Source organism: Microbispora sp. NBC_01389, assembly GCF_045040095.1.
Classification (GTDB): domain Bacteria; phylum Actinomycetota; class Actinomycetes; order Streptosporangiales; family Streptosporangiaceae; genus Microbispora.
Genome location: NZ_CP109552.1, coordinates 86,814 through 111,688, shown reverse-complemented (window position 1 = coordinate 111,688; position 24,875 = coordinate 86,814). Strand labels below are relative to the sequence as shown.

Below are 24,875 nucleotides of genomic sequence, written 5' to 3'. Positions count from 1 at the left end.
GCTTCGCGGGTCGTGGGGCACGTCCGCTCACCGCTTCAGCCTGAGCCGCTTGCTCGACGCACCCGGGAACACGACGACCAGGTGCTCCTCGCCCGCGTCGCCGAACCGCACGTAGACGCGGAGCCGGTAGCGGCCCTTCCCCGCGATCGCCAGGTTCGGCATCGGGGCGCCCGCGCCCACCTCTCCGCCCTCGCCCATCTCCGGCACGGTGAGCGTGCCGCCGCGGCTGACGATCGGCACCTCGGTGACCTGGTCCCACCCGGCCGTCCGCCGCGGCGGCGCGGTGCGGAAGGCCTTCACGGTGAGGCACAGATCAGAGACGTCGTCGAGGTGCCCGACGAGCACCGCGCTGCCGGCCACCCCGAGGAGGGCGCTGTCGTGGTAGGCCTTGTCCGTCGCCCGCTCCGCCGCCTCGTGGGCCGCCTCGTCGTCGGGGTCGTGGACCAGATAGCCGGGATCCCCGTCGACGAACAGGAAGTAGGTGGCCGTGGCCTGGACGACACCCTTCGTCCGGGGCCACGGGTCGCGGCACTTCGCGTTCTGCTCGGCGACGTAGGAGGCTTCCGCCGCCTCCGTCTCCGCGGTCGACCGCAGCAGCTCGGGCTGGGTCACGCCGATGATCTCCGGGCAGACGTAGACGAGGTCCCACGGGTCCGGGCCCCAGGCGGACCGTGCGCTCCCGGCCCGGGTCAGAATCGCCTTCCGCTCGTCGCCGTCCCGCGTACGGCACAGCGCCCGCCCGTACGCGAGGATCTGCTGGTCCGACAGGCTGTCGGGGAACATGGGCGGGGCTCCGCCCGGTGTGCTCCGCGCCAGGCACAGGAAGGTGGCGTCGCGTTCGGCGGGTTTCAGGTCGCCGAAGCCGGGCCGGTCGTAGCAGTCGGTCGACCCGCCGGTGTAGGTGAGGTGCGGGGTCTGCTCCGGGTGGATCAGTGCGATGATCGGCAGCGTGACCACGGCCGCCACGGCGACGCGGATCGCGCGCCGCCGCGCGGGCGAAAGGTCCGCCGGGCGGCCGTCGGCGGGCATCTCACGGGCGGTCGCCGCCATCCACACGATGCTGACGAGCCCCACCGCGTCCATCATCACCGGCATCGCCGAAGTGCCGCCGGAGATCCCTCCGGAGACGAAGTTCAACGGGATCACCAGGGCGCAGACGCCCGCCGACAGCCATCCGGCGGCCTGCGTGCCGCGGCTCCACCGGCCGTCGCGCCGCTGCCCGGCGACCGTGACGACGGCCGCCGCCACGCCGCCCAGCATCAGGACCAGTCCGGCGACACCGCCCGGCCCGAGCCCTGGGAGGCCGAGTTCGCCGAGCAGGTCGTCGGCCATCCCGGCCAGCTCGACCGCGAAGACCGCTCCGGCCGCCGCCCGCAGCACGCGGGACCGCCAGCGGATGACCAGCAGGTAGAGGACGTCGATCGCGGCCCACAGCGCGAGCTGGAACGCCATGCCGGCCGCGCCGGGGAGCATCTCGATCGGATTCCACAGCACGAGGTCGTACGCCACCGCCAGATACAGCAGCCGGCGCAGCGCCTTCTCCCCGCGGTCCAGTGCTCCCGGCACGGGGGTGCGCAGGATCAACCACAGGAGCGCGGCCTTCACCAGGGCGGCCATGAGCAGGCCCGCGGTCGCCGCGGCGTCGAACCCGCCGATCGAGTAGAACCTCGCGTAGGCCGGCGGCGACCATTCGACGGCCACCCAGAGCCAGGACTCGCCGGCCACCAGGCCCGCGCCCACCGCCGCGACGAACAGACCTACTGTTCCGATCCTGATGATCCGCCACAGAATGTCCGAGGGCACGGAAGGTGATCTTAGTGCGCCGCCTGCGTACAGGCGGACGCGGCGGAACGAGCGGTCCCGCCCCGCCGTTCAGGCACTGATCTTCGACTGGGGCGGGACCGCTCCGGCGGGACGGCCGTCACACGGTGGCCGGGCGGCGCCGGCTTCGCGCCTCGTAGACGAGGGTGCCGGCGACCACGAGGGCGACCACGACGCCGTAGACCAGCGACGTCCCCCGCAGGCCCTGCGTGGTGATGGCCACCCCGGCGACCAGCGCCGGGACGCTGAAGGCCAGGTAGCTGACCACGTATATCGCCGAGATCAGCGCGGCCCGCTCGTGCGGCGCGGCGAGCTGGCTGACCATCCGGAAGGCGCCCAGGTAGGCAGGCCCCCATCCGACGCCGGCGACGACCGCCGCCGCGACGAAGACGCTCAACGAGGACGACGCCACGGCGGCGACCAGCAGGATCGTGCCGAGGAGGAGCAGCAGCGTGCCCTCCCGCTGCATGCGCTCCGGGGTGTGCCGCCTGAGCAGCACGGACGCGAGCGCCGAGGACGCGGCGAGCGCGCCGAGCACGAGGCCGGTCACCGCGTGGTCGCGCTCGCCGAACACCGTGGCGAGCAGCGAGCCCCCGACCGAGAGGATCAGCCCGCCGAGCATCCAGGTGGAGATCAGGACGGGCGCCACGCGCAGGAACGCGCTCCTGGCCTGTGCGGGGACGGACGCCTTCGGGCGCAGCGCGGCCACCGCGCCGGGCGTCCGCGTGACCGTCTCCGGCAGCACCGCCGTCGCGGCGGCGAGGACGGCGAACGCCGCGGTGAGGATCACGAAGATCAGCCGGGTCGGGTGCGGGGCGTACTGGATCAGGACGCCGCTCCCGATCGTGCCGAGGCCGAGACCTCCGGTGGCCGCCGCGCCGTTGACGAGCGAGCCCAGCCGCGAGCCGTCGTCCGGTTGCAGGTCGAGCAGGTACGCGCCGACCACCCCCACCGCGGCGCCGGTCGCCAGGCCCTGGACGACCCGGGCGGCGAAGAGGGCGGCGACGCCGTGCGCGCCGAGGAAGACGGCCATCGCGGCCGCTTCGACGACCAGCGAGGCGGCGAGGACCGGGCGGCGGCCGAGAAAGTCGGAGAGCCGTCCCACGGTCAGCAGGCTGACCAGCAACGCCAGCACGTAGACGGAGAAGATCGCCGTCAGTGTGAGGGCGTTGAAGCCGAACTCGGCCTGGTACACGGGGTAGAGGGGGCTCGGCGCGCTGGAGGCGGCCAGCAGGATCGCGGTGATGCCCGCGACCAGCCAGAAGGCCGCCGCGCGCGGCAGCACCGGAAGGCGGCGGCCTTCCGGCGCCGGGGTGCCGAGGGATGGTGATCCGTGCAGCAGACTTGTCATCGTGGGCTCCAACCTGCCTACTGTTCGATTTGTATCGAACCGTTGGAACCACACCGTCACGCCGATAGTTCCAAGAAGGTCGAACTGTGAGCAACGCCACAACGCGCCGGCTCCCGCATCCCGAGCTGACGGACGTCGAGCTTCCCGCCGTCCTGTTCGCGCTCAGCGACCCCGCCCGGCTCGACCTCGTACGGCAGCTCGCGGCGCAGGGGCCGCTGACGGTGGCGCAGTGCCAGGCGACGGAGCCCGGCGTACCCAAGTCGACCTTCTCCCATCACCTGAAGACGCTGCGCGAAGCCGGGCTGATCCGCAACGATCCGGCCGGTCGGCAGCGGATCGTCACCCTGCGCAAGGCGGAGGTCGACGAGCGCTTCCCCGCCCTGCTGGACGCCGTCCTCTCCTCGGCCCCCGCACACCGCCCCGCGTAGGACGGCCGCGTGTCAGGCCGGCCGATCACGCCCTCAGCAGGGTCCGGCACTACTCCTCGGGGTCGGCGATCTCGATCACATGCAGGGGGTTGTCCAGGGCGCGGGACGGCTGGTGCCATTTGTCGCCGTGCAGGGTGAGGATGGGGCAGACCGACACGTCGGCGATGGCGGCGGCGTGCGCGTCGTAGACGTCGAGCCCGGTGGCGGCGATCATGTCGACGAGCTTGGCGGATTGGGCGACGCCCTCCAGCGGAGCGACGAGGGCGTGCTCGAACGCGGCCAGGCCGGTGAGCAGCGCCGGGGCATCCGGCGATCCGCGGCCGTCGAGGAGCGCCCCGGCGGCGGCCAGAGCGGGGACGACGAGAGGCCGGCCCGCCCGGTCGAAGTCCTGCAGGAGGCCGATCAGGTCGGCGTCTCCGCGGACGACGGTGGAAAGGACACTTGTGTCGAGGATGTACGGCGTGGGGGCGAAGTCACTCACCCGAAGTCACTCACCCGGTGCCGCCGGGAATCCGTGCTCGGCGAGCTGGCGGTTCACGTGCCGCATCATGCGGGCCACCCGCGCCGGGTCGGCCTGCCGGGCGCGTTCGCGCAGCAGGGCGAGAGCACGCTGGTCGGCGATGCGCTTTTCCGCGATCACGTCGTTGAAGACGGCGGCCACGCTGGTGGCCTTGCCGGTGGCGACGAGGTGCTCGGCGTACTCCAGCACGTCGGGGTCCACGGTGATGGTGATCCGCGCTTTCCTGTCTCCGCTCATACCCGGGATCATACTCATCTCTTCGCAGGTCGGATCGGTATCTCGAAGAACTCCGCGACCAAATCGGCGGTGTTCACGTCCTGGTTCGTCCTGCCGACGATGGCGGGCGCCCTGCGGGGGCCGGGGATGGTGTGCCCGCCGCCGTGCACCGTGAGCAGCGTCACCGGCGGCCGGCCCTGCTGCCGGTAGTCGGTGCGCTCGGCGGACGTCCCGCCGGCCGAGCCCGCCCGCTTCGGCAGCGTCCTGCTGACCGGCCTGCCGGTGATGCCGTTGCGGGCCGCGAAGTAGGCCGCGGTCTCCGGCGCTGACAGGCTCCGCCCGCCGATCTTGAACAGCTTCCGCACCCACCAGCTCGGCTCGCCGCCCGCGTAGCCGACGATGGGGTCCTTCGTACCGTGGACCAGCAGCACCGGCATCGGCACGGACGGCGCGTCGGCCACCAGGAAGTTCTCCGGCGCCGGCATGGTCGCCGCGAGCACCGCTGCCCCCGCGATCAGTTCCGGCGCCTCGTGGGCCAGGCGCATCGCCATCTGCCCGCCGTTGGAGTAGCCGATCGCGAACACCCGTCCGGGGTCGATCCGGTGGCTCGCCACCAGCTTCCTGATCACCGCGCGGGTGAAGCCGACGTCGTCGACGTTCTCCCTGCGGGCCGGAAACCGGCTCGCCCGGCGCGCGTCGTTCCAGTTTCCCTTGTGGCCGTCCAGGTAGACGACCACCGCCGCGCCGCCGTCCGCCAGCGCGTCGAACGCCTTCCCGGTGAACCTCCGGTGCTTCGCTCCGGTCTGCCGCGACCCGTGGAAGACGAGAACCAGATCCCGCGAAGGCTTGCCGTCCGTCGGCCCCACCACGGTGTACGTACGCGGCCTGCCGCCCACCTCGACGCTGTCCCGCATCACTGTCCGTCCCTTTCCGTTCAGCCGAAGAAGTCGATGAGGGTGCGGGCGGTCCACTCCGGGGCCTCCTCCGGCAGGAAGTGGCCCGCCCCCGGCGCCACCACCCCGGTCACGTCGACGGCGACCTTCCGCATGACCTGCTCGACCGCCTCGCCCGAGGCCCGCTCGCCGCCGGCGGCCAGCACCGGGATGGTCAGCGGCCCCGCCGCCGCCAGGGCGGCGATCTGGGCCACTCCCTCTCCGGCCCGGTAGAACTCGAAGCTCGCGTGCAGCGCCGCCGGATCGCGCAGCGCCGCGACGTAGACCTCCACCGCGTGCGGCGGAATCGCGTCCGGGGCGGCCGCCTTCGAGGCGAACTGGTGCCCGAAATAGATCTCCTCCCGCCCGGCCACCATCCGCTCGTTGACGTCCCGCAGACGATTGAATGCGAAGTGCCAGAGGTACTCGTTCAGGGCCGGTTCCATCAGCAGCGGCGGCATCGGGGAGAGCCCCGGCAGGATCGCTTCCGCGACGGCGAGCCGGGTGACCCGGTCGCGATGGCCGGCGGCGAGCGCGTACCCGACGATCATGCCGAGGTCGTGGCCGGCGACGGCGAAGCGCTCGTGGCCGAGGCCGGTCATCAGGGCGGCCATGTCCCCCGCGAGGGTGGCCGTGTCGTAGCCGGTGGCGGGCTTGTCACTGGCTCCGACCCCGCGTACGTCGGCGGCGACGACCGTGAAGTGCTCGGCGAGGGCGGGCATCACCAGACGCCAGCCGTACCAGAACTGCGGCCACGCGGGGAGCAGCAGCAGTGCCGGGCCGTTCCCGCCGGTCACGGCGTGCAGGGTCAGCCCGTCAACGTCGACGGTGCGGCTGGTGAAGGTGTCGGTGAAGCCGTCCGGCAGGTGCGGAACGCCGGTCACGGTGAAAGGCACAGAGATCTCCCGGGGAGAATGGTCCATCAAAACGGATGACTCATCCGTTTCACTCTAGCACGAATCGGATGGGCTATCCGGTTATGCTTGGGAGCATGCCCACCGCCCCGCTCCGCAAGGACGCCGCCCGCAACTGGCAACGCATCGTCGAGGTGGGCCGCCGGCTCGTGGACGAGGGAACGCCGATCCAGCTCAACGACGTGGCGCGGGCCGCCTCGGTCGGGGTGGCCACGGTCTACCGGCACTTCCCCACGCCGGAGGCGCTGCTCGAAACCGTCGCCACCCCCGGGCTCGAAGCCCTCGTCGCGCACGCCGAGCGGGCGCTGTCCGGCGGCGATCCCTGGACGACGCTGCGCGACTTCCTGTTCGCGGCCGCCGACGCCCAGATCACCGACGCGTCGATCTCCCCGGTGTTCGCCGCCCCGGTGAACGCCCTTCCGCACGTCGGCGAGTTGAAGGAACGGCTCGCCGTGCTGTTCGGGAAGCTTCTCGACCAGGCTCGCGCGGCCGGTGTGATCGACCCGGGCGTGACCCAGGCCGACATGGTGCCGCTGATGTGCGGGGTGGCCTTCGCAGCGACCGTCCACCCGGCCGCGGACACCGAGAACCGCGCGGCGACCGCCCGCCGCTACCTCACCTTCCTCCTCGAAGGTCTCCGCACCCGCGCCTGATCTGCCCCGCCCCGAGCGACGGCGGGCACGAAGCACCGGGCTGGGGGACGCTCCCAGGTGGAGTTGTGGGTCGTCTGCGGCAACGACTCCGCTGAAAGGTTGTACCGGCGGCTCGGCTTCGAGCGCATGGGCGCGTACGAAGTCCACCCGTACGACCCGGGCCTGGGTAAGTACGTCATGACCAGAGGAAGCGGGAAAGAGTAACGCCTGATCCGACCCGTGGCACGCAGGGGGTAGTGACGCGGCCGATCTCTGCTCGGCAACAAGGAGCGGCGACAGCCGAGGCGATCATCATGAGCAAGCGGACCGCCGCAGTTGTCGAAGAGGCGTCACGAGGAACCGTCAGAAGAAGTCGTACAAGTGATCCGTCGAGCCGGTAAGGCTGGGTCGGGCGTACTGATTCCTGGAAAGGCCGACTCCGGTGGCTCGTGAAGCCAGGGCGAGGGCGCTGGGGACGAGGTCGCCGCTTGCATCGAGGAGATCGAGTTCGCGCACGTCGTCAATGAACCGGTCGGGGTCATCGCCCTCCCGGAAGCGGTAACTGAAAAGACTGAAAGTGGTGATCAGCCTGTTGTTCACCTCGAATGTGAACTCCGCGTCCTTGATGTCCACCTGCACGGTGGCCGCCTTCGTACGCGCCCACAGAGGGTCGTACTGCCTGCTGTTTCCGGTTGCCCACCCGGTTTCGGTGAGGACGGTGCCTCCCGTGGCCTCGTACGCCGCGATGGTGAACTCGCCAGATGCGCCAGGGGTCACATCGAACCGTCGCAGGGCCTCATCCGGAGAGAGGCCGGCGACGAAGTTGACACAGAGAACGGTGGTGCCGACTCCGTCGGTCCATCGGTCACGCAGCCAGGCGTAGTCGGCTGCGGTCGCACCGCCCATCTTCTCTCCCTTGATCCCACCGGTCGTCGTACTCTAACGGGATCATGCGCGGTGCGGCTGAGGAGCCGGGCTCCGGGCGGTTCGGTCCGGTGGCCGCAGGGTGGCTGCCGGTCCGAAGAGGCGGTCGAGGTGGTAGCCGACGATCGCGGCGGCGTCCTCGTGGCTGCGTTGTCGGCTGAGGACGCTGGAGGTCAGGCCGTTGGCGAGGGCCAGAAGGGCGGCGACCTCCGTGCGCGGGTCGCGGTCAGGGGTGATGTCCCCGGCCTGCTGCGCGGTGGTGAGCCGGGTGGTGAGGAAGTCTTCCAGCGCGTTGGGCAGCGTGAGCCCGGTCGCGGCGAGGGCCGGGTCGGTGAGGGCGGCGGTGTAGTAGGCGGTCCAGGCCAGGGAGTCCAGCCGGCTCTGCTCGTCGGAGGGAAGGATCGCGCCGAGCACGGCGGCGAAGAGATCTCGCGTGGACGGCCCGCCCGTGGTGGCCGCGGCCCGCTGCCGGACCCGGCGGTCCATGCGGGCGCCCAGCTCGGCGAGGCCGGAGTCGAGCAGGGCCTGCTTGTTCGTGAAGTAGTACTGGACGACGCGCAGCGAGACACCGGCCTCGGCGGCGATCTCACGCATCGACACGGCCCGCAGGCCGCGGGTGCCGGCGATGCGCAGCAGGGCCTCGGTCAACCGCCGCCGCCGCTCGTCGTGGTCCACCTGTTTCGGCATGCCGTTTTCCTAGCCCCCGTCCGTGCCGTGCTTCGGCGTCGCGTTCTCGGCCCGGACATGGCCGGGGAAGGCGAGGATCCGCTCGACGACCAGGTCCGGCGCCTCGACGGGCAGCGCGTGCCCGGTGCCGGGCACGATCTCCACCCGCCAGGACGGCGCGACGCCCGCCAGCCGCGCGGCCACCGCCTCCGCGTCGAGCAGCGCGCTGCGGGCGCCCAGAAGCACCTGCACGGGTACGGGCACCTCGCGTATCTGCTCGTCGGTGTAGGCGGGCGGGACGGGCATGCGACGGCGGAAGGACCAGCCGGCCCGCATCAGCTCCACCAGCCCATCCTCGCGCAGCACCCCGTTGTCCGCCACGCCGGCCATGCGGTGACGCAACGTGCGAGGAAGGACGGAGGCGACGCCCCGGCGAGGGCCCACCGGATGAACCGCCCGGGTAGCGGCGCGAAGCCGCCCGGGTCCACCAGTGTCAGCGCCGCGATCCGGCCGCCCCCGCCGCGCTGCTGTTCCACCGCGGTCCAGGCGCCGTACGAGGAGCCCACCACATGCGCGCGCTCGGCTCCGGCCGCGGCCAGGACGTCGGTGACCCAGCCGCCGACCTCGGCGCCGGTCGCGAGCGGCCGCGTCTGGACCGAGCGGCCGGGTTCGCCGAGCGGGTCGACGGCGAGGATCGGGCGCGTGCGCGCCAGCGGCTCGATGTAGCGGTACCAGGCCAGTGCGTTCCCGCCGGCGCCGGCCAGGAGGACCACGGGATCCCCCGTCGCGGGCCCGGCCCGGAGGATCCGCACACGGCCGGCGCGGGTCTCGATGTCGACGGCGTCCACCGGCACCGGCCACAGCTCGCCGAGCACCCGGTCATAGACGGCGTGGTACCTGTCACGCGCGGAGTCGCCGGTGAAGGCCGACGGCCGGTCGGGTGTACGCATCGTGCACCTCGTCCCCTCTGAATGGATACAGTCGTATCCTAACGCGGCTTTGGCAGAACCGGATGCCGGATGGGGGCGTCCTACGGGTGTGCGGACGTGGATTCGGGGCGTGACGGCGGCGCTGGCCGCGATGACGCTGGCGGCGTGCGGGTCGACTCTGCCCCGCGATCTCGAGACCTGGAACGAGGCCGACGCCATGGGTGGCGAACCCGCCGCGGAGGAGCGCCCGTCGCCCTCCTGCCTGGCGGGTTCGCCGACACCTCGGCCGGGCGGCGCGGAAGGCGGAGAGTGGCGGGGCGTGTACTACGACTACCGCGACCGTCTCACGGGCCTGGCCGTCACCCGAGAGAAGACCGTGTGGGCGGCCGGCACCCGGGTGCCCCACGCCTGCGGGCCCGAGGCGAGTGCGCCGCTGCTGCTGCGCGGGGACGGCGGGCGGTGGCGGGTGGTCGCGGCTCCACCGGTGACCGAGCCGCGTGCCGTGGCCGCCGCCTCCGACCGCGACGTGTGGCTGTTCGGGGACCGGACCGCCGCGCGCTGGAACGGGCGGAGGTGGACCACGGCACCCGGTCCGGGTGGGAAACCGGAGCGGGTGCACGCGGCGGCCCCCGGCGACGTCTGGGCAATCCTGAACGCCAACTTCCTGGACGGGGCCGGGGGAGCCGAGGAGCCCTGGAGCTCCCGGGCCGATCTGCGGCACTGGGACGGCGCCGCCTGGCGTACGGCACGGCCGCCGCTGGTCGCCAAGGACGTGGACGGCCTGCCCGGCGGCGAGGTCTGGGTGGCCGGTTCCAGCCGCGGCCGGGCGGCCGTCGCCCGGTGGAACGGCTGGTCCTGGAGCACGGTCCCGCTCCCCGCGGTTCCCGCGCTACACCGGAACCAGCTCTCCGAGCTCGTCGACCTCGCGGTGGACGAGTCGGGCCGGGTGGCGGCCGTCGGCTGGGTCGCGTGGGTCTGCGGCACCCAGGAAGAGGACGTGACTTTCTGCGGCCGCACGCTGCTTCTTCGGCGGGAGAACGGACGGTGGAGCTACACCCTGGCCCCCGAGCCCGAGCTCGACCCCCGCCTGCGGCTGGAGGCCGACGGCCGGGGCGGGTTCTGGCTGTTCTACGCGAAGAACGAGTGGAACACGGCGGTCGGTCACCTGTCGGGCGGCGAGTGGACACACAGGACGTTTCCGGCGGGCCCGCTCGGGCACACCCGGGTGGCGTCCGTCGTCAGGGAGCCGGGGACGGCGCGCGTCTGGGCGGTGGCGGCGGACGGTACCGAGCGTGAGGAGCCGCCCTACCGGGGGAGCGGGATCTGGATGGCCGGATGACCGGCCGGTGACCGCTGCTCGGGCGTGGAGCCTGGGTGTGGCGAACGCCTCCCGGAACGGACAGCCGAAGGCGTCGCGCCGACTTGCGTTCGGCCTCCTGTGAACGTATGTTCGAAGTAGCGGCGATTCTGCCCGAATCATCCGCCCGTCTTCCCCCGGGTGGCCACGAAGCCACAGGGAGAAGGAGTCTTGAGCAGACTTTACGGCGATCCGATCGAGGTGTGGGTGCGGGACGGGCAGCCTGTGCAGTTCGTCTGGCGTGACCGGCTCTACACCGTCCGCGAAATCCAGGATCACTGGGTGGTCGCCCGGGAATGGTGGAAGACCTCGGACGCCGATCCCGGGGAGCGGCGCTTCTGGCGGGTGGGGGCGGCGGCCGGCAGGGAGGTGGGGACCTATGAGCTGCGCTTTGACACCGCGAGCGACGGCTGGCTCCTCCTGAGGGCCTGGGATTGATGGGCCTGGGATCGATGAGCCAGGGGCCGATGGGAACGCTCCAGGGGCCGCCCTTCGCTCACCTGCACGTGGCGTCGGCCTTCTCGCTGCGGTACGGCACCGCGTTCCCCGGCGCCCTCGTCCGGCGGGCCGCCGAGCAGGGCGCGGACACGCTGGCGCTGACCGACCGCGACGGCCTCTACGGCGCGATCAAGCACGTCAGGGCGTGCCACGAGCGAGGCGTCCGCCCGATCGCCGGCGTGGACCTCGCTCTCGGCGCGGGCCCGCCGGCGCCGGGCCGGCGTGCCGTACGGAGGACGCCGGGCGAGCCGGCGCGGGTCGTCGTGCTCGCGCGCGCCGACGGCTGGGCCGCGCTGTGCCGTCTCGTCACCGCCGCGCACGCGGCGGGGGAGCGCGGCGAGCCGTACGTCACGCCCGGGATGATCGCCGAGCACGCGACCGGCCCGGACGGCGGGCCGTGCCTGACCGTGCTGCTCGGGCCCCGCTCCGGCTTCGGCCGCGCGGTGGCCGAGCGGCGCGACGACCAGGCCCGCGCCCTGCTGGCCGCCTGGCGCGCGGTGCTCCCCGATCTGGTCGTCGAGGTCTCCGACCTGTACGGCTACCGCGACGCGAACGTCGCCGCCCGCATGATCGGGCTGGCCGACTCGATGGGCGTGCCGGTCGTGCTGACCAACGCGGTCCGCTACCTGGACGCCGCCGACCACCAGGTGGGCAACGTGCTCGACGCGGCGCGCAAGCTCGTGCCCCTCGACGGGCGGCACCTCGACGACCCCACGGCCCACGCGTACCTGAAGGACGGCGCGGAGATGGCGCGGGTGGCCGCGCGGATCTGCGGCGGCGACCCCGGCCGGGCCGGGCGGCTGCTGTCCGAGACCCGCCGGGTGGCCGAGCGGTGCGTGCTCGACCCCGTCGAGATCGTGCCCATGCTCGAACCCGAACGGCCCCGGCTGCACCTGCCGGAGGTCGGCGAGGACCCGGTCCCCCTGCTGCGCCACCGGTGCGAGGAGGGGCTGGCCCGGCGGGGCCTGGACCGCTCGGCGGAGGCCCGCGACCGCCTGGCGGCCGAGCTTGGGATCATCGAGCGGAAGCGGCTGTCGGGATATTTCACCGCTGTCGTCGGCATCACCGACATGATCCGGGCGATGGGCGTGCGGTGCGCGATCCGCGGATCGGGAGCCGGCAGCCTGGTCAACTACCTGATCGGCGTCGGCGAGGTGAACCCGCTCGAACACGGCCTGCTGATGGAGCGCTTCCTGTCCGAGGGCCGTCCGGGCCTGCCCGACATCGACCTCGACGTGGAGTCCGCCCGCCGCCTCGACTGCTATCGCGCGATCCTCGGCCGGTACGGCGAAGACCGGGTGGCCTGCGTGTCGATGATGGAGACCTACCGCGCCCGCAGCGCGATCAGGGACGTCGGGGCCGCCATGGGCCTGCCGCCGCACGAGATCGACGTCATCGCCAAGGCGTTCCCGCAGGTGCGGGCGAGGCAGATCAGGGCCGCGCTGTCCGACCTGCCCGAGTTGCGGGACAGCGGGCTGAACGACCGGTCGCTCCAGGCGGTGTTCCGGCTGGCCGAGCGGCTCGACGGGCTGCCCCGGCACATCGCGCTGCACCCCTGCGGCGTGCTGATCGGCAACTCCACGCTGCGCGACCGCACCCCGGTCGAGCGCAGCCTGCTGGAGTTCCCGATGTCGCAGTTCGACAAGGACGACGTCGAGGACGCGGGCCTGCTCAAGCTCGACGTGCTCGGCGTGCGCATGCAGTCGGCCCTCGCCTACGCCCTCCAGGAGGTGGAGCGGGTCGAGGGCCGGCGGATCGACCTGGAGGCCGTGCCCCGCGACGACCGCGACACCTACGACATGATCCGCCTCAGCCGTACGATCGGCTGCTTCCAGATCGAGTCGCCGGGGCAGCGCGAGCTGGTCGCCAAGCTGGAGCCGCGCACGATGCACGACCTGATCGTGGACATCTCGCTGTTCCGCCCGGGACCGGTCAACTCCGACATGGTCACGCCGTACCTGGAGACCCGGCACGGCTTCAGGGAGGCGCGTTATCCGCACGAGTCGCTGCGCGAGGCGCTCCGCGAGACCAACGGAGTGGTCGTCTTCCACGAGCAGGTCATGAAGGTCGTCGACGTCATGACCGGGGCGGGGCTGGCGGAGGCGGACCGGGCCCGCCGCGCCCTCGGGACGCCGGAGGGCCGCGAGGCCGTGCGGGCGTGGTTCGTGCCGCTCGCCCGGGAGAAGGGGTATGCCCCCGACGTCGTCGAGCAGGCGTGGCGGGTGCTCGACGCGTTCGGCGGGTTCGGGTTCTGCAAGGCGCACGCGGCGGCGTTCGCGCTGCCCACCTACCAGTCGGCCTGGCTCAAGCGGCACCACACCGCCGCGTTCCTCGCGGGGGTGCTCACCCACGACCCCGGCATGTACCCGAGCCGGGTGATCCTCGACGAGGCCCGCCGGTGCGGCGTGGACGTCCTTCCCCTCGACGTCAACCATTCCGGGAAGACCTGGCTGGTCGAGCGTACGGAACCGGTGCGAGGCGGCGCCGGGGGGTTCGGCAGCGGGTTCGGCCTGCGGGTGCCGTTCTCGGCCGTGCGGGGGGTGAGCGAGGCCGAGGTGGACCGCATGGTCGCCGGCCGGCCGTACACCTCGCTCGCGGACTTCTGGGAGCGGGCCCGGCCCTCCCGTCCGGTCGCCGAGCGGATCGTGGAGGTCGGCGGGTTCGACGCGCTGCACGGCCTGCGCCCGGGGGAGCCGCGCTGGCGGCCCGGACGGCTGACCAGGCGCGACCTGATCGCCCAGGTCGGCGCGCTCGACCGCGGCGCCACCGGCGCGGCGGGGCAGCTGCCGATGGGGTTCACCGAGCGGGTCGCGCCCGGCGAGCTGCCGGAGATGACCGAGGCCGAGGCCGTCGAGGCGGAGCTGTCGATCCTCGGCATGGACGTCAGCCACCACGTCATGGACTTCTACCACGACCTGCTCGACGCGCTCGGCGTGACGAGGGCGGCCGACCTGCTGCGACAGCGCAACGGCGCGGAGATCCTGGTCGCGGGGGTAAAGGTCGCCACCCAGACGCCCGCCGTGCGCTCGGGCCAGCGGGTCATCTTCACCACCCTGGACGACTCCACCGGCCCGATCGACCTGACCTTCTTCGAGTCGGTGCAGGCGCACACGGCCGCGACGGTTTTCGGGTCGTGGCTGCTGGCCGCCAGGGGAGTGGTGCGGCGCACCGGGATCAGGGCCGTCTCGCTGCGTGCCGTGCACTGCTGGAACCTCGCCGACCTCGACCACGTGTGGCGCACCCGGGGGCTCGACGCCGTACGCGCCGTGCTCGGCGAGGTGCCCGTGCCGGGCGCCGGAGTGGGTGGGCGGCCCGTCGAGTACGGCAACGGCTTCCGGGTGTCGCCCTACTCCGACAACGGGGCCCCGCCCGCCGCGCGGGAGGGACGGCTCCCCGGCCCTCCGGGGGAGCCCCAGCGGCGGCTCTGGCACGCCAGTTCCGGCAGTTCGGGCCCCCCGCCCGGCCGCTGACGGGCCGCGCCGTCACCTCTGGCGCGCCGCGCGCCGGCGCCCTCCGCCGCGCTGTCCATCAGGCTGCCCATCAGGCCGGGCACCGGGCGGTCCGCCGTGGCGATCGTTCCGCCGGGGGCTCCGGTCTGCGTGAGGCGGACCGGGGAGCGGGTGGCGCCCTGCCTGTCGCGCCCGCGGTCGGCGACGCCCGCGTGCCGGTCGGTGACCTCGCGGACGGCGGCGGCGCAGAGGATCGCCGCGACGGTCACCGCGGCGACCTGCGGCAGGCCGAGGCCGGTCAGCCCGTCCCGCGCCGGGCCCGCGAACACCAGGCCGAGCGCGGCCAGCCAGCTGAGCCACCAGCAGGCGAGCGTCGCCCGCCACCGGAGACGGTCGTCCGGCCCGTCGCCGGTCAGCCCAGACACCCTGGTCGCCCCGGTCAGCCCAGACACCCCGGTGGTCCCGGCCACCCCCGTCGCGCCGGGCTGTGAGGCCGCGCGGCGCCCGTACGCGGGGTGGTCGTCGTCCCCGGTCGCGCGCCGCGCGCGTCCCGGACCCCCGCGCCCGGGCGCCGGTGTCTCACGCCACGCCAGGTCGGCGAGAATCGGCGGCATCACCAGGTTGATCCCGGGCACGAGACAGGCCGCCGCGAGCACCGCGGGCGGTGTGCCCGGCCGTACGAGCCGCAGCCAGGACAGGTAGGCGAACGCGGCCGCCACGGTGGCGGTCAGCAGCACCAGGACCAGCACAGCGAACGCCGTCGCCGCGCCGCTGACGGCCCGCGCGGCCGGAGATGCGGGGTCGCCGCCGAACGCCGCGATCTGGGCGGCCAGCCGCCTGCCCCTGGCCTGTTCGAACACCGCCAGCGCGGTCAGCGAGACGACCTGGGCGGCGAGGCACGCGTACACGCCGGCGGCCGCCCGGCTCACCGGTGACGACGTGGACCGCATCTGGTTCTCCCCTCGGCGCCGCTGTGACCTGCCTCACTCTTATCCCGTCCGCGGCGCCGTTAATCAGGCCCCGGCTCGTACGCCGATAGGAGAGGGTTATGTCGTTTGCGGCTCCGGGGGCGGAACATCCCGGGCCGGGGCCGGCGGGAGCGTTCTGAGGCGGAGGCCGTAGGCCTTCTCCAGCGACGAGTGCCGCCGGACCCGCCACACGAAGTCCTCGAAAACACTGGCATAGCGGTCGCTCGACTCCCGGATTTCCCGTTCCCTCCTGATGAACGGCTCCAGCGCGTCCCACGCCCGGCTCGCCCGATAACCGAGAAGCGGGACGACCAGCCCCTCGTCCGCCATCTTCCGCGCCATGAAGGCGCCGCATCCGCTGTAGAAGCCGACGACCTTGGTGACGGCGAGAAACGCCTCCTCGGGCAGCAGCATGCAGCCCGTTCCCGGATCGTGCTCGTCCCGCAGCCGCTGGACGACGTAACCGCTCGGCCAGCTGGAATTCCGACGACCGGAATTCTTGGAACAGCTCGACCAGAACGGGGAGCTGATTCGAGTTCCGCATCATCTTCGTCTGCCGCAGGGCGGTGATCACGGACACGACGAGCGCGAGCCCTGAGCCTGGATCCACCGCGTGATTTCTTTGATCGATTCTCGGTCCAATTCCTCTACGAGGGCCGTTTCCGCTGGTGAAGTGTTGTTTCCGGGCATGTGAGGGCGGCTGCGCGCGGGTCGCGGCTTGTCCACATGTCCGAGGGCTTGGGAGCGGGGTTCATGCGCCGATGGCGCGGGTGACCGTCGTGGTCGTGGTGGAGCCGGCGGTGACCGAGGGCTTCGGCGGGTCAGGCCACCAGCGTGGGCGGCGGGTCGTGGACGGCGTCGAAGACGTTCATCCACGCGCTCTGCCAGCGCCAATGCCGCGGCAGGTGCAGGGTGATGTGACCGCGTCCGTGGCGGGCGATCCGGGCGGGCACGCAGATCAGGTGACGGCGCAGGGTAGCGCCGCGGGCGGAGTTCGCCTTCCCGCCGCGTAGCCGGGTGCCGGTGATGACCGGGGCGGCCAGCGGCGTCGACAGCACCGAGGCCAGCACGTTCAACCCGCGCACCAGCACACTCTTGCCCTGGATTTTGGTGTGGCCGAACCCGGTGCCCTGCTTGGCGTATCCGTAGGTCCGTTTCTGTGTCGAGTCCACATCCAGGAACGCGACGGTGCCGGCTCCGGGAAGCAGCGGCGTATGCGCGGCGAGCCGGGCCGGCAGCATCCGGGAGACCTTGCCGAGCTGGCGGACGTTTCCCCAGTTCATGCAGCGCAGAAACGAGCCGAGGGTGGACGGGGCGCGGATACCGTCGAACAGCGTGCCCATGCCGCCGTGCCGCAGCGTGTCCAGATCGTCGATGGAGTCGGCTCCGGCGAGCATCCCGGCGACGATGGACCCGATTTTCAGCGGCGCGTTCACGCCGAGCCGGTCGGCGATCGCCACGTGCTCGCCCACCAGTGCGGCCAGGCCGCACCGCTCGGCCAGTCGCATCGCCGGCACCAGCCCCGCGTACGCGACCAGGTGCTCCTCATCGAAGCTCGCATGAGTGTTGGCCGGGGCGTGAGAAACTAGCACTTGAGAGGTGTCCTCTTGATCTGGTTGACGGAAGCCTGAAGAACTCCCATCATCCCAGGTCGGAGGGCACCTCCTCCTCATTTCAAGGCATTTTCCTCAGATTCGGCTCGGTGGATCCAGGCCTGAGACCGCCAATGTGGCGGCGTCGGACTGGTTCATCGATCTCCTCGGTGATATCTAAGGTCCTTTCACCGATGCCAACGCCGACTTTCGTCGGATAGTTCACGAATGGATTCCGCTCTTCGGCGAACCCGAGGATCCGCGACGGCCGGAGCGTGCTCCATCGGAGGACACCCCTCGGAGACGCTCTCGTCGAGCCCGGAAGGGGGCCAGGAGGTAGGGTCTGACCATATTCGGTCCCTATTCGGGCCGGCCGTACACGCCGGGAGGGCACGTGCGGGTCGCCCTGTTCGTCACCTGCGTCAACGACACGCTCTTCCCGGCCACCGGGCGGGCGGTCGTGACGCTGCTGCGCCGGCTCGGCGTCGACGTCGAGTTCCCGCGCGGCCAGACCTGCTGCGGCCAGATGCACGCCAACACCGGCTACCGGGACGAGGCCGTACGGCTGGCCCGGCGCAGCGTGGCGGTCCTGCGCGGCTACGACGCGGTGGTCGTGCCCTCCGGTTCGTGCGCGGCGATGATCCGCGAGCAGTACCCGAGGCTGGCCGGGGCGTCCGGGCCCTTCGCCGACGCGGTGGCGCGGGTCGTGCCGAGGACGTACGAGCTCACCGAGTTCGTCGTCGACGTGCTGGGCGTGACCGACGTCGGGGCGAGCTTCCCGCACCGGGTCACCTACCACCCGACCTGCCATTCGCTGCGCGGCGTCCACCTCGGCGACCGGCCGCTGGCCCTGTTGCGCCAGGTGAAGGGGATCGACCTGGTGCCGCTGCCGGGCGCGGAGGAGTGCTGCGGCTTCGGCGGCACCTTCGCGCTGAAGAACGCCGACGTGTCGGCGGCGATGTGCGCCGACAAGGTGCGCGCGGTCCTCGACACCGGCGCCGAGGTGCTGTGCGCGGCCGACAACTCCTGCCTCATGCACATCGGCGGAATGCTCGCCCGGCAGAAGTCGGGCGTACGGGTGATGCATCTGGCCGAGATCCTCGGCGCGGCCGAAACCGACGAGATCGTGGCCGGGCGCCCGGTGAGCGCCCGGTGAGCGCACAGCGTCCGGTGAGCGTCACCTTCCTCGGGATGCCGGCGACGCGGCCCTTCCCCCGGAACGCCGCGACGGCCGTACGGGACTCGCAGTTGCGGTTCAACCTCCGCAAGGCGACCCGGACGATCAGGGCCAGGCGGGCGAGCGTGGTCGCGGAGGTGCCCGACTGGGCCGCGCTGCGCGAGGCCGGGCGGGCGATCAAGGACCACACCCTCCGCAACCTCGACCGGTACCTGCTCCGGCTGGAGGAGGCCGTCACGGCGGCCGGGGGTCACGTGCACTGGGCCGCCGACGCGGCCGAGGCCAACGAGATCGTCGCCGGCCTGGTGAAGGCCACGGGCGAGACCGAGGTCGTGAAGGTCAAGTCGATGGCCACCCAGGAGATCGGCCTCAACGAGGCGCTGCTCGACCACGGCATCACGACATACGAGACCGACCTGGCCGAGCTCATCGTGCAACTGGGCGACGATCGGCCCTCGCACATCCTCGTCCCCGCGATCCACCGCAACCGCGCGGAGATCCGGGAGATCTTCGCCGGGCGCATGGCGAGCTGGGGCCGTCCCGCCCCGGAGGACCTGACCGACGACCCCGCGGCCCTGGCCGAGGCGGCCCGGCTGCACCTGCGCGAGCGCTTCCTGAAGACGAAGGTCGCGATCTCGGGGGCCAACTTCGCGATCGCGGAGACCGGCACCCTGGTCGTGCTGGAGTCGGAGGGCAACGGGCGGATGTGCCTCACGCTGCCGACCACCCTGATCAGCGTGGTCGGCATAGAGAAGGTGCTGCCGTCCTGGCGCGACCTGGAGGTCTTCCTGCAGCTCCTGCCCCGCAGCTCGACGGGCGAGCGGATGAACCCCTACACCTCGATGTGGACGGGCGCGACGGAGGGCCAGGAGTTCCATCTCGTGCTGCTCGACAACGGCCGCACCCGCGTCCTCGCCGACGAGGTGGGCCGCCAGGCGCTGCGCTGCATCCGCTGCTCGGCCTGCCTCAACGTCTGCCCGGTGTACGAGCGGACGGGCGGCCACGCCTACGGGTCGGTCTACCCGGGGCCGATCGGGGCGATCCTGACGCCGCAGCTACGCGGCATGAGCTCCGAGCTGGACCGCTCGCTGCCGTACGCCTCCTCGCTGTGCGGCGCCTGTTACGACGTCTGCCCGGTGGCCATCGACATCCCGTCGGTGCTGGTCGACCTGCGCGCCCGCGCACCGCATCCCTGGCCGGAACGCGCCGGGATGGCCGCCGCGGGCTGGGTGCTGCGGCGGTCGGGACGGCTGGCGCGGATGCAGCGGATCGGGGGACGGCTGCGGAGACTCGCGCCCCGGCGCCTGCCCGGGCCACTGGCGGCCTGGACGGACACCCGGGACCTGCCCGAGGTGCCCCGGGAGTCCTTCCGTGACTGGTGGGACCGCACGGACGGAGGCCGCCGATGAGCCGCTCCCGCGACCTGATCCTCGCCCGGGTCCGCCGGGCCGTCGCCGGCGTGCCCGACGTCGAGATCCCGCGTGCCTACCGCGGCCCATCCGGGACGCCGTCCGAGCCCCTGGGCGCGGCCTCGTCGGAAACCCCGCCCGAGAGCCCGCCCGAGAGCCCGCCTGAGACCCGCGGCGGGAGGCCGGACGAGATCAGGCTGTTCGAGGAACGGCTCCGGGACTATCGCGCGGTCGTCCACGTCGTGGACGAGGCGGGCGTGCCGGAGCGCGTCGCGCGGTCCCTCGCCGAGCGCGGGGCGCGGCGGGTCGCCGTGCCCGGAGGATTCCCCGCGGCGTGGACGGCCGCCGTCCGCGCCGAGCGGGTCGCCGACGAGCCGCCGCGGACCGCCGCCGATCTCGACGCCCTGGACGGCGTGCTCACCACCTGCGCCGTGGCCGTCGCGGAGACCGGGACGATCGTCCTCGACGCCGGGCCAGGTCAGGGGCGGCGGGCGCTGACGCTGGTGCCCGACTATCACCTGTGCGTGGTGCGGGCGGGCCAGATCGTCGCCGGCGTCCCGGACGCGGTCGCCCGGCTGGACCCCCTCCGGCCCCTGACCTGGATCAGCGGTCCCTCCGCCACCAGCGACATCGAGCTGAACCGGGTGGAGGGCGTGCACGGCCCCCGCACGCTCGAAGTGCTGATCGTCGCCTGACGCGGGCGTCAGAAGCGGAGCAGGGCGCCGATGCCGTCCGGCGAGTCGATGTGATCGACGAACCACAGCTCGGCGTCCGTCGCGGCCACCGCCCGCGCGATGGCCGCGTCGGCCCGTTCCCGCACCGGCTCCCCGACTCCCCACGCGGTCAGTTCGGCCGGATCGGTGGACAACTGGGTGGGCTCGGGCCCGATCCACATCGTCGCGGTGGAGGACGGGTCGTCGTGCATCAGCACCGCGCCCACCCGCCGGTCGCGCAGCGCGCGTGCCGTCTCCGCCAGGCCCGTCACGGCGTTGCCCGCCGCGTACGTGTTCAGCAGCTCCTCGCAGCGCCGCTCGGTCCAGGCCCGGCAGGCCCCTGCGACCTCCCGCCGAAAGTGGTCCAGGTCGGCGCCTGGGGCGCGGCTGCCGTGCTCCGCCACCGTCAGCCGCCGTAAGACGTCCTTGGCGAGGTAGTCGGTCACGAGCGCGCGGGCCTTGGGATCGCCCGCCAGCACCACGACCTCCGCGCCGATGCCGTGCGCCTCCTTTTCCACCACCTCGGCGAGGGCCACGGCGTTGCGGCGCCAGCCCTCCTCGACCTCCCGGTCGAAGTTGGCCTGCGACCAGCCGCCGTGGCCGGTCTTCTGGAGTGACCGGTCCGGGTCCGCCACCTCCACCGTCATCTCACGCCGCCGCCCGTCGGCCACGACGGCGACGTCGCCTCCGGCCCGGTCGGCCAGTACCTCGACGTGCGGGACGTGCTCGCCGCGCTGCGCGAGCAGCGGCACCACGTGGGGGAGCGGCGACCATCGTGCGGTCTGGCGGCGCGGCCGGGTGGCGAGCGGCTCGGTCAGGGCGATCTCGCCCTCCCTCGCGAAGACCGCGCGACCGGGCACCGCCCAGACGGGATCGAGCATCAGCTCCCCGATGGGATCGAGGGCCTCCGGCGGCGCTCCCTCCGCGGCGAGGAGCTCACGCAGGTGGGCCCACCGCCGCCGGACGACGTCGGCCGCTCCCTCGGACGACCGGTCGGTGTCCAGGTAGACCGAGGCGTACGGCCCGCCCGGCTCGTACAGTCCGCGAATGAAGTCGAGTCTCACCGGGTCTCCCTACCAGCGCTGGCGTTCCACTCCGAGCCCGAGGGCCTCCGCCACCTCCCCGATGTTGTGGAACCTCATCTCGGGCAGCCGCCGTACGGCGTCGATCACGGCGTCGGGGGCGTTTCTGCGCTCGGCGTGGTCGAGCAGCTTGGCGGGGTCGGCGGGGAAGCCCGCGTCACTGAGCCAGGTGGCGAGGTGGCTGCGGCGCTCCACGTCGGCGGGGGTGATGCCGAGCGGCGTCCCCGGCTCGCGGCCGGGCGGCTGACGGCGCGGTGGCGACATGTCCTGTTCGGGCTGCTGCGTCGGCTCGGTCTCGCGCCATTCCTCGGCCCGGCTGGTCCCGGAGCCCTGCACGAGGCCCTGCGTCTCGTGCTTCTGCTGTTCGTCAAGGCGGCGGCCGTGCTTGTCGCTGCCGCGTTGGATACTCATGACCTCACCTCCCGATTAGGGTCACTGTCGTGCCTCGTACCCGAACCGCCTGCCCCAAACATCGAAAGCGGTGAGGACGTGCCCTACTTAACCGTCGGCGGGCGAAAAATCCCCGTATGTGATGGAGCGATGCGTTGTTCGACGAACGGCTGACGATCAACACCGAGCGGCTGATCCTGCGGCCGTTCGGCCCGGGGGACGCGGGCCAGGTTCGGGCGATCATCGAGGACGGCGCCCACACCACCGCGCTGCCGCCCGGCGCGCCGGGGCACGCCACCGGGATCGGCCAGTGGCTGGCGCACGGCGTGCACGAGCTGTGGCGCTCGGGACAGGGCATCCACCTGGCGATCCACGCCAGGGACGGGGTGGTCGGATCGATCAGCATGTTCAAGGCCCAGTGGGGCGCGGGCATCGCCGAGGTGGGGTACGGCGTGCACCCCGCGTACCGCCGCCGGGGGTACGCGACCGAGGCGGTGCGGGGGCTCGCCGGCCGCCTGCTGGGAACCGCGGTGCTGCGCCGCGTCGAACTGCGGGCCAACGCCGGCAACCTGGCGTCGATCCGGGTCGCGGAGAAGGCCGGCTTCGTCCGCGAGGGCCTGCTGCGCGGCGCCGGGTTCGAGGACGACGGCCCGCACGACCTCGTGGTCTTCGGCAGGCTCCGCGGCGACGAGCGGCAGGCGCCGCGCCGCCGGATCGAGAGCGAGCGGCTGGTCCTGCGGCCGTTCGCCCGGCAGGACGCCTTCGACATGGTCGACGCGGTCAGGGGCGACGCGGAGATCGCCCGGTGGATGCCGTGGGCCGAGGGCTACACGCTGGAGCGCGCGCTGGAGTGGTGCACCCGCCTCGCGCACGCGCCGGGCCCCGGCTATGGTGGCAACTTCGCGATACAGCCGCGGGACGGGGGACGGCTCGCGGGCGCCGTCGGCGTGCAGCGGGAGGACCACGAGCGCGGCGACGCGGAGCTGGGGTACTGGATCGCGCCGTGGGCGAGGCGCCAGGGGTACGCCGTGGAGGCGGCCCGCATGGCCACCGCGCACCTGTTCGATCTCGGGTTCCACCGGGTCCACCTGCTGGTGGCGACGGGCAACCGGGCCAGCCAGGCGGTCGCGAGGAAGGCCGGGTTCATCGAGGAGGGCATCATGCGGCAGGCGCTGCCCGTGCCGGGAGGCTGGGCCGACGCCGTGATCTTCAGCATCCTCACCGGGGAAATTTCATGGCATTAGGTAAAGAATCGCCCTAGACCCTGGGCCCTCCGGTCAAGAGACCTCCATGATTGGGGCCGAAAGGTTATTCTCGCCTGCCAGAGCGTCCCGCCGGCCGGCGGGGGCGACGGCCCGGCCGGGCCGCCGGACGCCCGGAGCGGACCGGCAGTGAGCGGACCGGCACTGAGCGGAGGCGAGAACGAGCGACTCCATACGACGAGGAAGCGCCCGCCGTCACGCGTGCCCGGCACCCCGCCCACGGCACGCCCGGCGCGACCGGTGAGCGCGGGCGCCGTGGTGGGGGCGGGGAATCGGGGAGAGCGGGGGATCGTGAACGACACGCAGGTCAACGCAGGGGAGATCGATTAGATGAAACCGCCGCTGCTGCTCATCGGCCATGGCACCCACGATGAGACCGGCGTGGCCGAGTTCGGCAGGTTCGTCCACCGCCTCCGCTGCCGCCTCGACGGGCTTCCCGCCGAGGTGAGCGGCGGCTTCATCACGAACGCCCGCCCCCCGCTCGGCCAGTCCATCGCCTCCCTGGTGGCCCGGGGCCACCACCACCTGGTGGCCCTGCCGCTCAGCCTGACCGGCGACCGGCGCGCGCTCGGGGACATCCCCGGCACCATGGCCCTCGAACAGGAACGGCATCCGACGCTGGAGTACGACCTCGGCCGTCCGCTCGGGCCCGATCCCCGCGTGCTCAGGCTGCTCGCGGAGCGACTCGCCGACGCCCGCGCCGAGATGCCCCGGTTCGTCTCCGACGAGCCGCCCGCCGAGATCACGCCGGGCGAGACCGCGGTCGTCCTCGTCGGGCACGGCTCCGCCGATCCCGCCGTGAACGCCGAGGTCCACCGGGTCTCGCGGCTGTTCTGGGAGACCCACGCCGCCGACCTGCTGACCGTGGAGACCGCCTACGTCTCGCACACCCGCCCCGGCGTGCCCGGGGGCCTGGAGCGCTGCCGCAGGCTCGGCGCGAAGCGCGTGATCGTCCTTCCGTACGTCCTGTTCGCGGGCGCCGTCCTCGAACGCATCTGGGCGCAGGCGCTCGCCTACGGCGCCAACCACGAGGGGCTCGACATCCGCTGCGCCGAGGTGATCGGCGACTGCGAGGGCCTCGCCGACGTGGTCATCGACCGGTACGAGGAGGCGCTCGCGGGCGCCGGGCACTCCCCGGCGCCGGTCACGGTCCCCGCCGTGACGCGGGCACCCGCGGCCCCGGGCCGTCCGTCCGTCGTGGTGCCGGTCGCCGTGCCCGCGATCGGGACGGCGAGGCCGGACGTGGCCGTGATCGAGACGCTCGACGCCGACGCTCTCGACGTGGAGACGTTCGACGCGGAGTCGTTCGACGCGGAGTCGTTCGATGCGGAGGTGCTCTCCCCGGAGGCGTTCGGCGCGGAGGTCTTCGGCACGGAGTCGTTCGGCACGGAGTCGTTCGACGCCGAGGCGTTCGATGCCGAGTCTTTTGACGCCGAGCCGTTCGACGGGAGGACGGAGGCCGCCCCCGAGACCGATACCATGATCGGCGCGACCGGCCACGCCAAGGCCGTCACGGAGATCCGCGGCGGTTCACCGGACGGACCGCTCACCCAGCCCGGAGTGGCCAGCGCGGTGTAGCCCGGCCTTGCCCGGCGCGGTGGTCCCGCGCGGTGGTCCCGCGCGGTAGCCCGCGTGGTGGTCGGTC

Annotated in this window: 25 protein-coding genes; 11 read left to right on the top strand and 14 right to left on the bottom strand. The window is 72.8% G+C overall.

Features of this window, described 5'->3' with window-relative positions:
- Positions 1-27: 27 nt before the first annotated feature.
- Both OG344_RS00600 and OG344_RS00595 read right to left on the bottom strand, forming a co-directional pair.
- Positions 28-1,803 carry a hypothetical protein gene (locus tag OG344_RS00600; RefSeq protein ID WP_405086485.1) on the bottom strand — a complete coding sequence of 592 codons (1,776 nt, stop codon included), beginning with the start codon at positions 1,801-1,803 and terminating at the stop codon, positions 28-30.
- 118 nt (positions 1,804-1,921) lie between these two features.
- Complete coding sequence (locus OG344_RS00595) at positions 1,922-3,172, bottom strand: MFS transporter (protein ID WP_405086484.1); 1,251 nt, start codon at positions 3,170-3,172, stop codon at positions 1,922-1,924.
- Positions 3,173-3,258: 86 nt separating this feature from the next.
- On the opposite strand from OG344_RS00595, the gene OG344_RS00590 reads away from it, so the two are divergent.
- Complete coding sequence (locus OG344_RS00590) at positions 3,259-3,600, top strand: ArsR/SmtB family transcription factor (RefSeq protein WP_405086483.1); 342 nt, start codon at positions 3,259-3,261, stop codon at positions 3,598-3,600.
- A 49-nt stretch (positions 3,601-3,649) separates the two neighbouring features.
- Here the strand turns inward: OG344_RS00590 and OG344_RS00585 are convergent, their stop codons facing one another.
- Genes OG344_RS00585 through OG344_RS00570 form a run of 4 tightly spaced genes read right to left on the bottom strand, consistent with a single transcriptional unit; the run spans position 3,650 to position 6,164 of the window.
- Positions 3,650-4,081, bottom strand: a complete 432-nt coding sequence (locus OG344_RS00585) for a hypothetical protein (protein ID WP_405086482.1) — start codon at positions 4,079-4,081, stop codon at positions 3,650-3,652.
- 6 nt (positions 4,082-4,087) lie between these two features.
- Positions 4,088-4,357, bottom strand: a complete 270-nt coding sequence (locus OG344_RS00580; protein ID WP_150935162.1) for a hypothetical protein — start codon at positions 4,355-4,357, stop codon at positions 4,088-4,090.
- A gap of 14 nt (positions 4,358-4,371) precedes the next feature.
- Complete coding sequence (locus OG344_RS00575) at positions 4,372-5,250, bottom strand: alpha/beta hydrolase family esterase (protein ID WP_405086481.1); 879 nt, start codon at positions 5,248-5,250, stop codon at positions 4,372-4,374.
- A 20-nt stretch (positions 5,251-5,270) separates the two neighbouring features.
- Positions 5,271-6,164, bottom strand: coding sequence for an alpha/beta fold hydrolase (locus OG344_RS00570; protein WP_405086480.1), 894 nt, complete (start codon positions 6,162-6,164; stop codon positions 5,271-5,273).
- Between the two features lie 95 nt (positions 6,165-6,259).
- On the opposite strand from OG344_RS00570, the gene OG344_RS00565 reads away from it, so the two are divergent.
- A complete protein-coding gene (locus OG344_RS00565; RefSeq protein WP_405086479.1) occupies positions 6,260-6,835 on the top strand; it encodes a TetR/AcrR family transcriptional regulator in 576 nt (191 codons plus the stop codon).
- 57 nt (positions 6,836-6,892) lie between these two features.
- Positions 6,893-7,039: a hypothetical protein gene (locus OG344_RS00560; protein ID WP_405086478.1), complete on the top strand. Its 147-nt coding sequence runs from the start codon at positions 6,893-6,895 to the stop codon at positions 7,037-7,039.
- Positions 7,040-7,177: 138 nt separating this feature from the next.
- On the opposite strand, the gene OG344_RS00555 is transcribed toward OG344_RS00560, so the two are convergent.
- From OG344_RS00555 to OG344_RS00540, 4 genes are read right to left on the bottom strand one after another with little or no spacing between them, the layout of a single operon-like run.
- Entirely contained in the window at positions 7,178-7,720 is a 543-nt protein-coding gene (locus tag OG344_RS00555; RefSeq protein WP_405086477.1) for a hypothetical protein, read from the bottom strand.
- Between the two features lie 42 nt (positions 7,721-7,762).
- A complete protein-coding gene (locus OG344_RS00550; RefSeq protein WP_405086476.1) occupies positions 7,763-8,425 on the bottom strand; it encodes a TetR/AcrR family transcriptional regulator in 663 nt (220 codons plus the stop codon).
- 9 nt (positions 8,426-8,434) lie between these two features.
- The gene (locus OG344_RS00545) at positions 8,435-8,794 is read right to left on the bottom strand and encodes an alpha/beta fold hydrolase (protein ID WP_405086475.1); all 360 of its coding nucleotides are present in this window, start codon (positions 8,792-8,794) and stop codon (positions 8,435-8,437) included.
- The gene (locus OG344_RS00540; protein WP_405086474.1) at positions 8,740-9,354 is read right to left on the bottom strand and encodes an alpha/beta fold hydrolase; all 615 of its coding nucleotides are present in this window, start codon (positions 9,352-9,354) and stop codon (positions 8,740-8,742) included. Before OG344_RS00540 ends, OG344_RS00545 begins: the two co-directional genes overlap by 55 nt.
- Positions 9,355-9,463: 109 nt before the next feature.
- On the opposite strand from OG344_RS00540, the gene OG344_RS00535 reads away from it, so the two are divergent.
- From OG344_RS00535 to OG344_RS00525, 3 genes are all read left to right on the top strand, one after another.
- Positions 9,464-10,672 carry a hypothetical protein gene (locus tag OG344_RS00535; RefSeq protein ID WP_405086473.1) on the top strand — a complete coding sequence of 403 codons (1,209 nt, stop codon included), beginning with the start codon at positions 9,464-9,466 and terminating at the stop codon, positions 10,670-10,672.
- Between the two features lie 189 nt (positions 10,673-10,861).
- A complete protein-coding gene (locus tag OG344_RS00530) occupies positions 10,862-11,128 on the top strand; it encodes a DUF6504 family protein (protein ID WP_138462006.1) in 267 nt (88 codons plus the stop codon).
- A gap of 29 nt (positions 11,129-11,157) precedes the next feature.
- A complete protein-coding gene (locus OG344_RS00525; protein WP_405086472.1) occupies positions 11,158-14,658 on the top strand; it encodes a DNA polymerase III subunit alpha in 3,501 nt (1,166 codons plus the stop codon).
- A gap of 1,025 nt (positions 14,659-15,683) precedes the next feature.
- Here OG344_RS00525 and OG344_RS00520 read toward each other — a convergent pair.
- Both OG344_RS00520 and OG344_RS00515 read right to left on the bottom strand, forming a co-directional pair.
- Complete coding sequence (locus OG344_RS00520; protein WP_405086471.1) at positions 15,684-16,019, bottom strand: hypothetical protein; 336 nt, start codon at positions 16,017-16,019, stop codon at positions 15,684-15,686.
- 407 nt (positions 16,020-16,426) lie between these two features.
- Positions 16,427-17,197, bottom strand: coding sequence for a hypothetical protein (locus OG344_RS00515; RefSeq protein WP_405086470.1), 771 nt, complete (start codon positions 17,195-17,197; stop codon positions 16,427-16,429).
- Between the two features lie 394 nt (positions 17,198-17,591).
- Here OG344_RS00515 and OG344_RS00510 point away from each other — a divergent pair, with 394 nt between their 5' ends.
- Genes OG344_RS00510 through OG344_RS00500 form a run of 3 tightly spaced genes read left to right on the top strand, consistent with a single transcriptional unit; the run spans position 17,592 to position 20,478 of the window.
- Positions 17,592-18,353, top strand: a complete 762-nt coding sequence (locus OG344_RS00510) for a (Fe-S)-binding protein (protein WP_405086469.1) — start codon at positions 17,592-17,594, stop codon at positions 18,351-18,353.
- A 35-nt stretch (positions 18,354-18,388) separates the two neighbouring features.
- Entirely contained in the window at positions 18,389-19,783 is a 1,395-nt protein-coding gene (locus OG344_RS00505) for a lactate utilization protein B (RefSeq protein WP_405089026.1), read from the top strand.
- Positions 19,780-20,478 (top strand): lactate utilization protein C, encoded by a 699-nt coding sequence (locus OG344_RS00500; RefSeq protein ID WP_405086468.1) that lies wholly within the window; start codon positions 19,780-19,782, stop codon positions 20,476-20,478. Before OG344_RS00505 ends, OG344_RS00500 begins: the two co-directional genes overlap by 4 nt.
- Positions 20,479-20,486: 8 nt before the next feature.
- On the opposite strand, the gene OG344_RS00495 is transcribed toward OG344_RS00500, so the two are convergent.
- A complete protein-coding gene (locus OG344_RS00495; protein WP_405086467.1) occupies positions 20,487-21,560 on the bottom strand; it encodes a Vms1/Ankzf1 family peptidyl-tRNA hydrolase in 1,074 nt (357 codons plus the stop codon).
- 9 nt (positions 21,561-21,569) lie between these two features.
- Complete coding sequence (locus OG344_RS00490) at positions 21,570-21,989, bottom strand: DUF2795 domain-containing protein (protein WP_327047177.1); 420 nt, start codon at positions 21,987-21,989, stop codon at positions 21,570-21,572.
- A 134-nt stretch (positions 21,990-22,123) separates the two neighbouring features.
- Between OG344_RS00490 and OG344_RS00485 the strand changes: the two genes are divergently transcribed.
- Positions 22,124-23,212 (top strand): GNAT family N-acetyltransferase, encoded by a 1,089-nt coding sequence (locus tag OG344_RS00485; RefSeq protein ID WP_327047176.1) that lies wholly within the window; start codon positions 22,124-22,126, stop codon positions 23,210-23,212.
- Between the two features lie 348 nt (positions 23,213-23,560).
- Positions 23,561-24,808 (top strand): sirohydrochlorin chelatase, encoded by a 1,248-nt coding sequence (locus tag OG344_RS00480; RefSeq protein WP_405086466.1) that lies wholly within the window; start codon positions 23,561-23,563, stop codon positions 24,806-24,808.
- Positions 24,809-24,875: the final 67 nt, after the last annotated feature.

Excerpts from the sequence above, each read along its gene's own strand:
- OG344_RS00545 (WP_405086475.1), bottom strand. The coding sequence starts at position 8,794 with ATGGCCGGCGTGGCGGACAACGGGGTGCTGCGCGAGGATGGGCTGGTG.
- OG344_RS00480 (WP_405086466.1), top strand. The coding sequence starts at position 23,561 with ATGAAACCGCCGCTGCTGCTCATCGGCCATGGCACCCACGATGAGACC.
- OG344_RS00575 (WP_405086481.1), bottom strand. The coding sequence starts at position 5,250 with ATGCGGGACAGCGTCGAGGTGGGCGGCAGGCCGCGTACGTACACCGTG.
- OG344_RS00520 (WP_405086471.1), bottom strand. The coding sequence starts at position 16,019 with ATGCTGCTGCCCGAGGAGGCGTTTCTCGCCGTCACCAAGGTCGTCGGC.
- OG344_RS00505 (WP_405089026.1), top strand. The coding sequence starts at position 18,389 with ATGCCGGCGACGCGGCCCTTCCCCCGGAACGCCGCGACGGCCGTACGG.
- OG344_RS00565 (WP_405086479.1), top strand. The coding sequence starts at position 6,260 with ATGCCCACCGCCCCGCTCCGCAAGGACGCCGCCCGCAACTGGCAACGC.
- OG344_RS00490 (WP_327047177.1), bottom strand. The coding sequence starts at position 21,989 with ATGAGTATCCAACGCGGCAGCGACAAGCACGGCCGCCGCCTTGACGAA.
- OG344_RS00595 (WP_405086484.1), bottom strand. The coding sequence starts at position 3,172 with ATGACAAGTCTGCTGCACGGATCACCATCCCTCGGCACCCCGGCGCCG.
- OG344_RS00500 (WP_405086468.1), top strand. The coding sequence starts at position 19,780 with ATGAGCCGCTCCCGCGACCTGATCCTCGCCCGGGTCCGCCGGGCCGTC.
- OG344_RS00550 (WP_405086476.1), bottom strand. The coding sequence starts at position 8,425 with ATGCCGAAACAGGTGGACCACGACGAGCGGCGGCGGCGGTTGACCGAG.
- OG344_RS00580 (WP_150935162.1), bottom strand. The coding sequence starts at position 4,357 with ATGAGCGGAGACAGGAAAGCGCGGATCACCATCACCGTGGACCCCGAC.
- OG344_RS00540 (WP_405086474.1), bottom strand. The coding sequence starts at position 9,354 with ATGCGTACACCCGACCGGCCGTCGGCCTTCACCGGCGACTCCGCGCGT.
- OG344_RS00525 (WP_405086472.1), top strand. The coding sequence starts at position 11,158 with ATGGGAACGCTCCAGGGGCCGCCCTTCGCTCACCTGCACGTGGCGTCG.
- OG344_RS00555 (WP_405086477.1), bottom strand. The coding sequence starts at position 7,720 with ATGGGCGGTGCGACCGCAGCCGACTACGCCTGGCTGCGTGACCGATGG.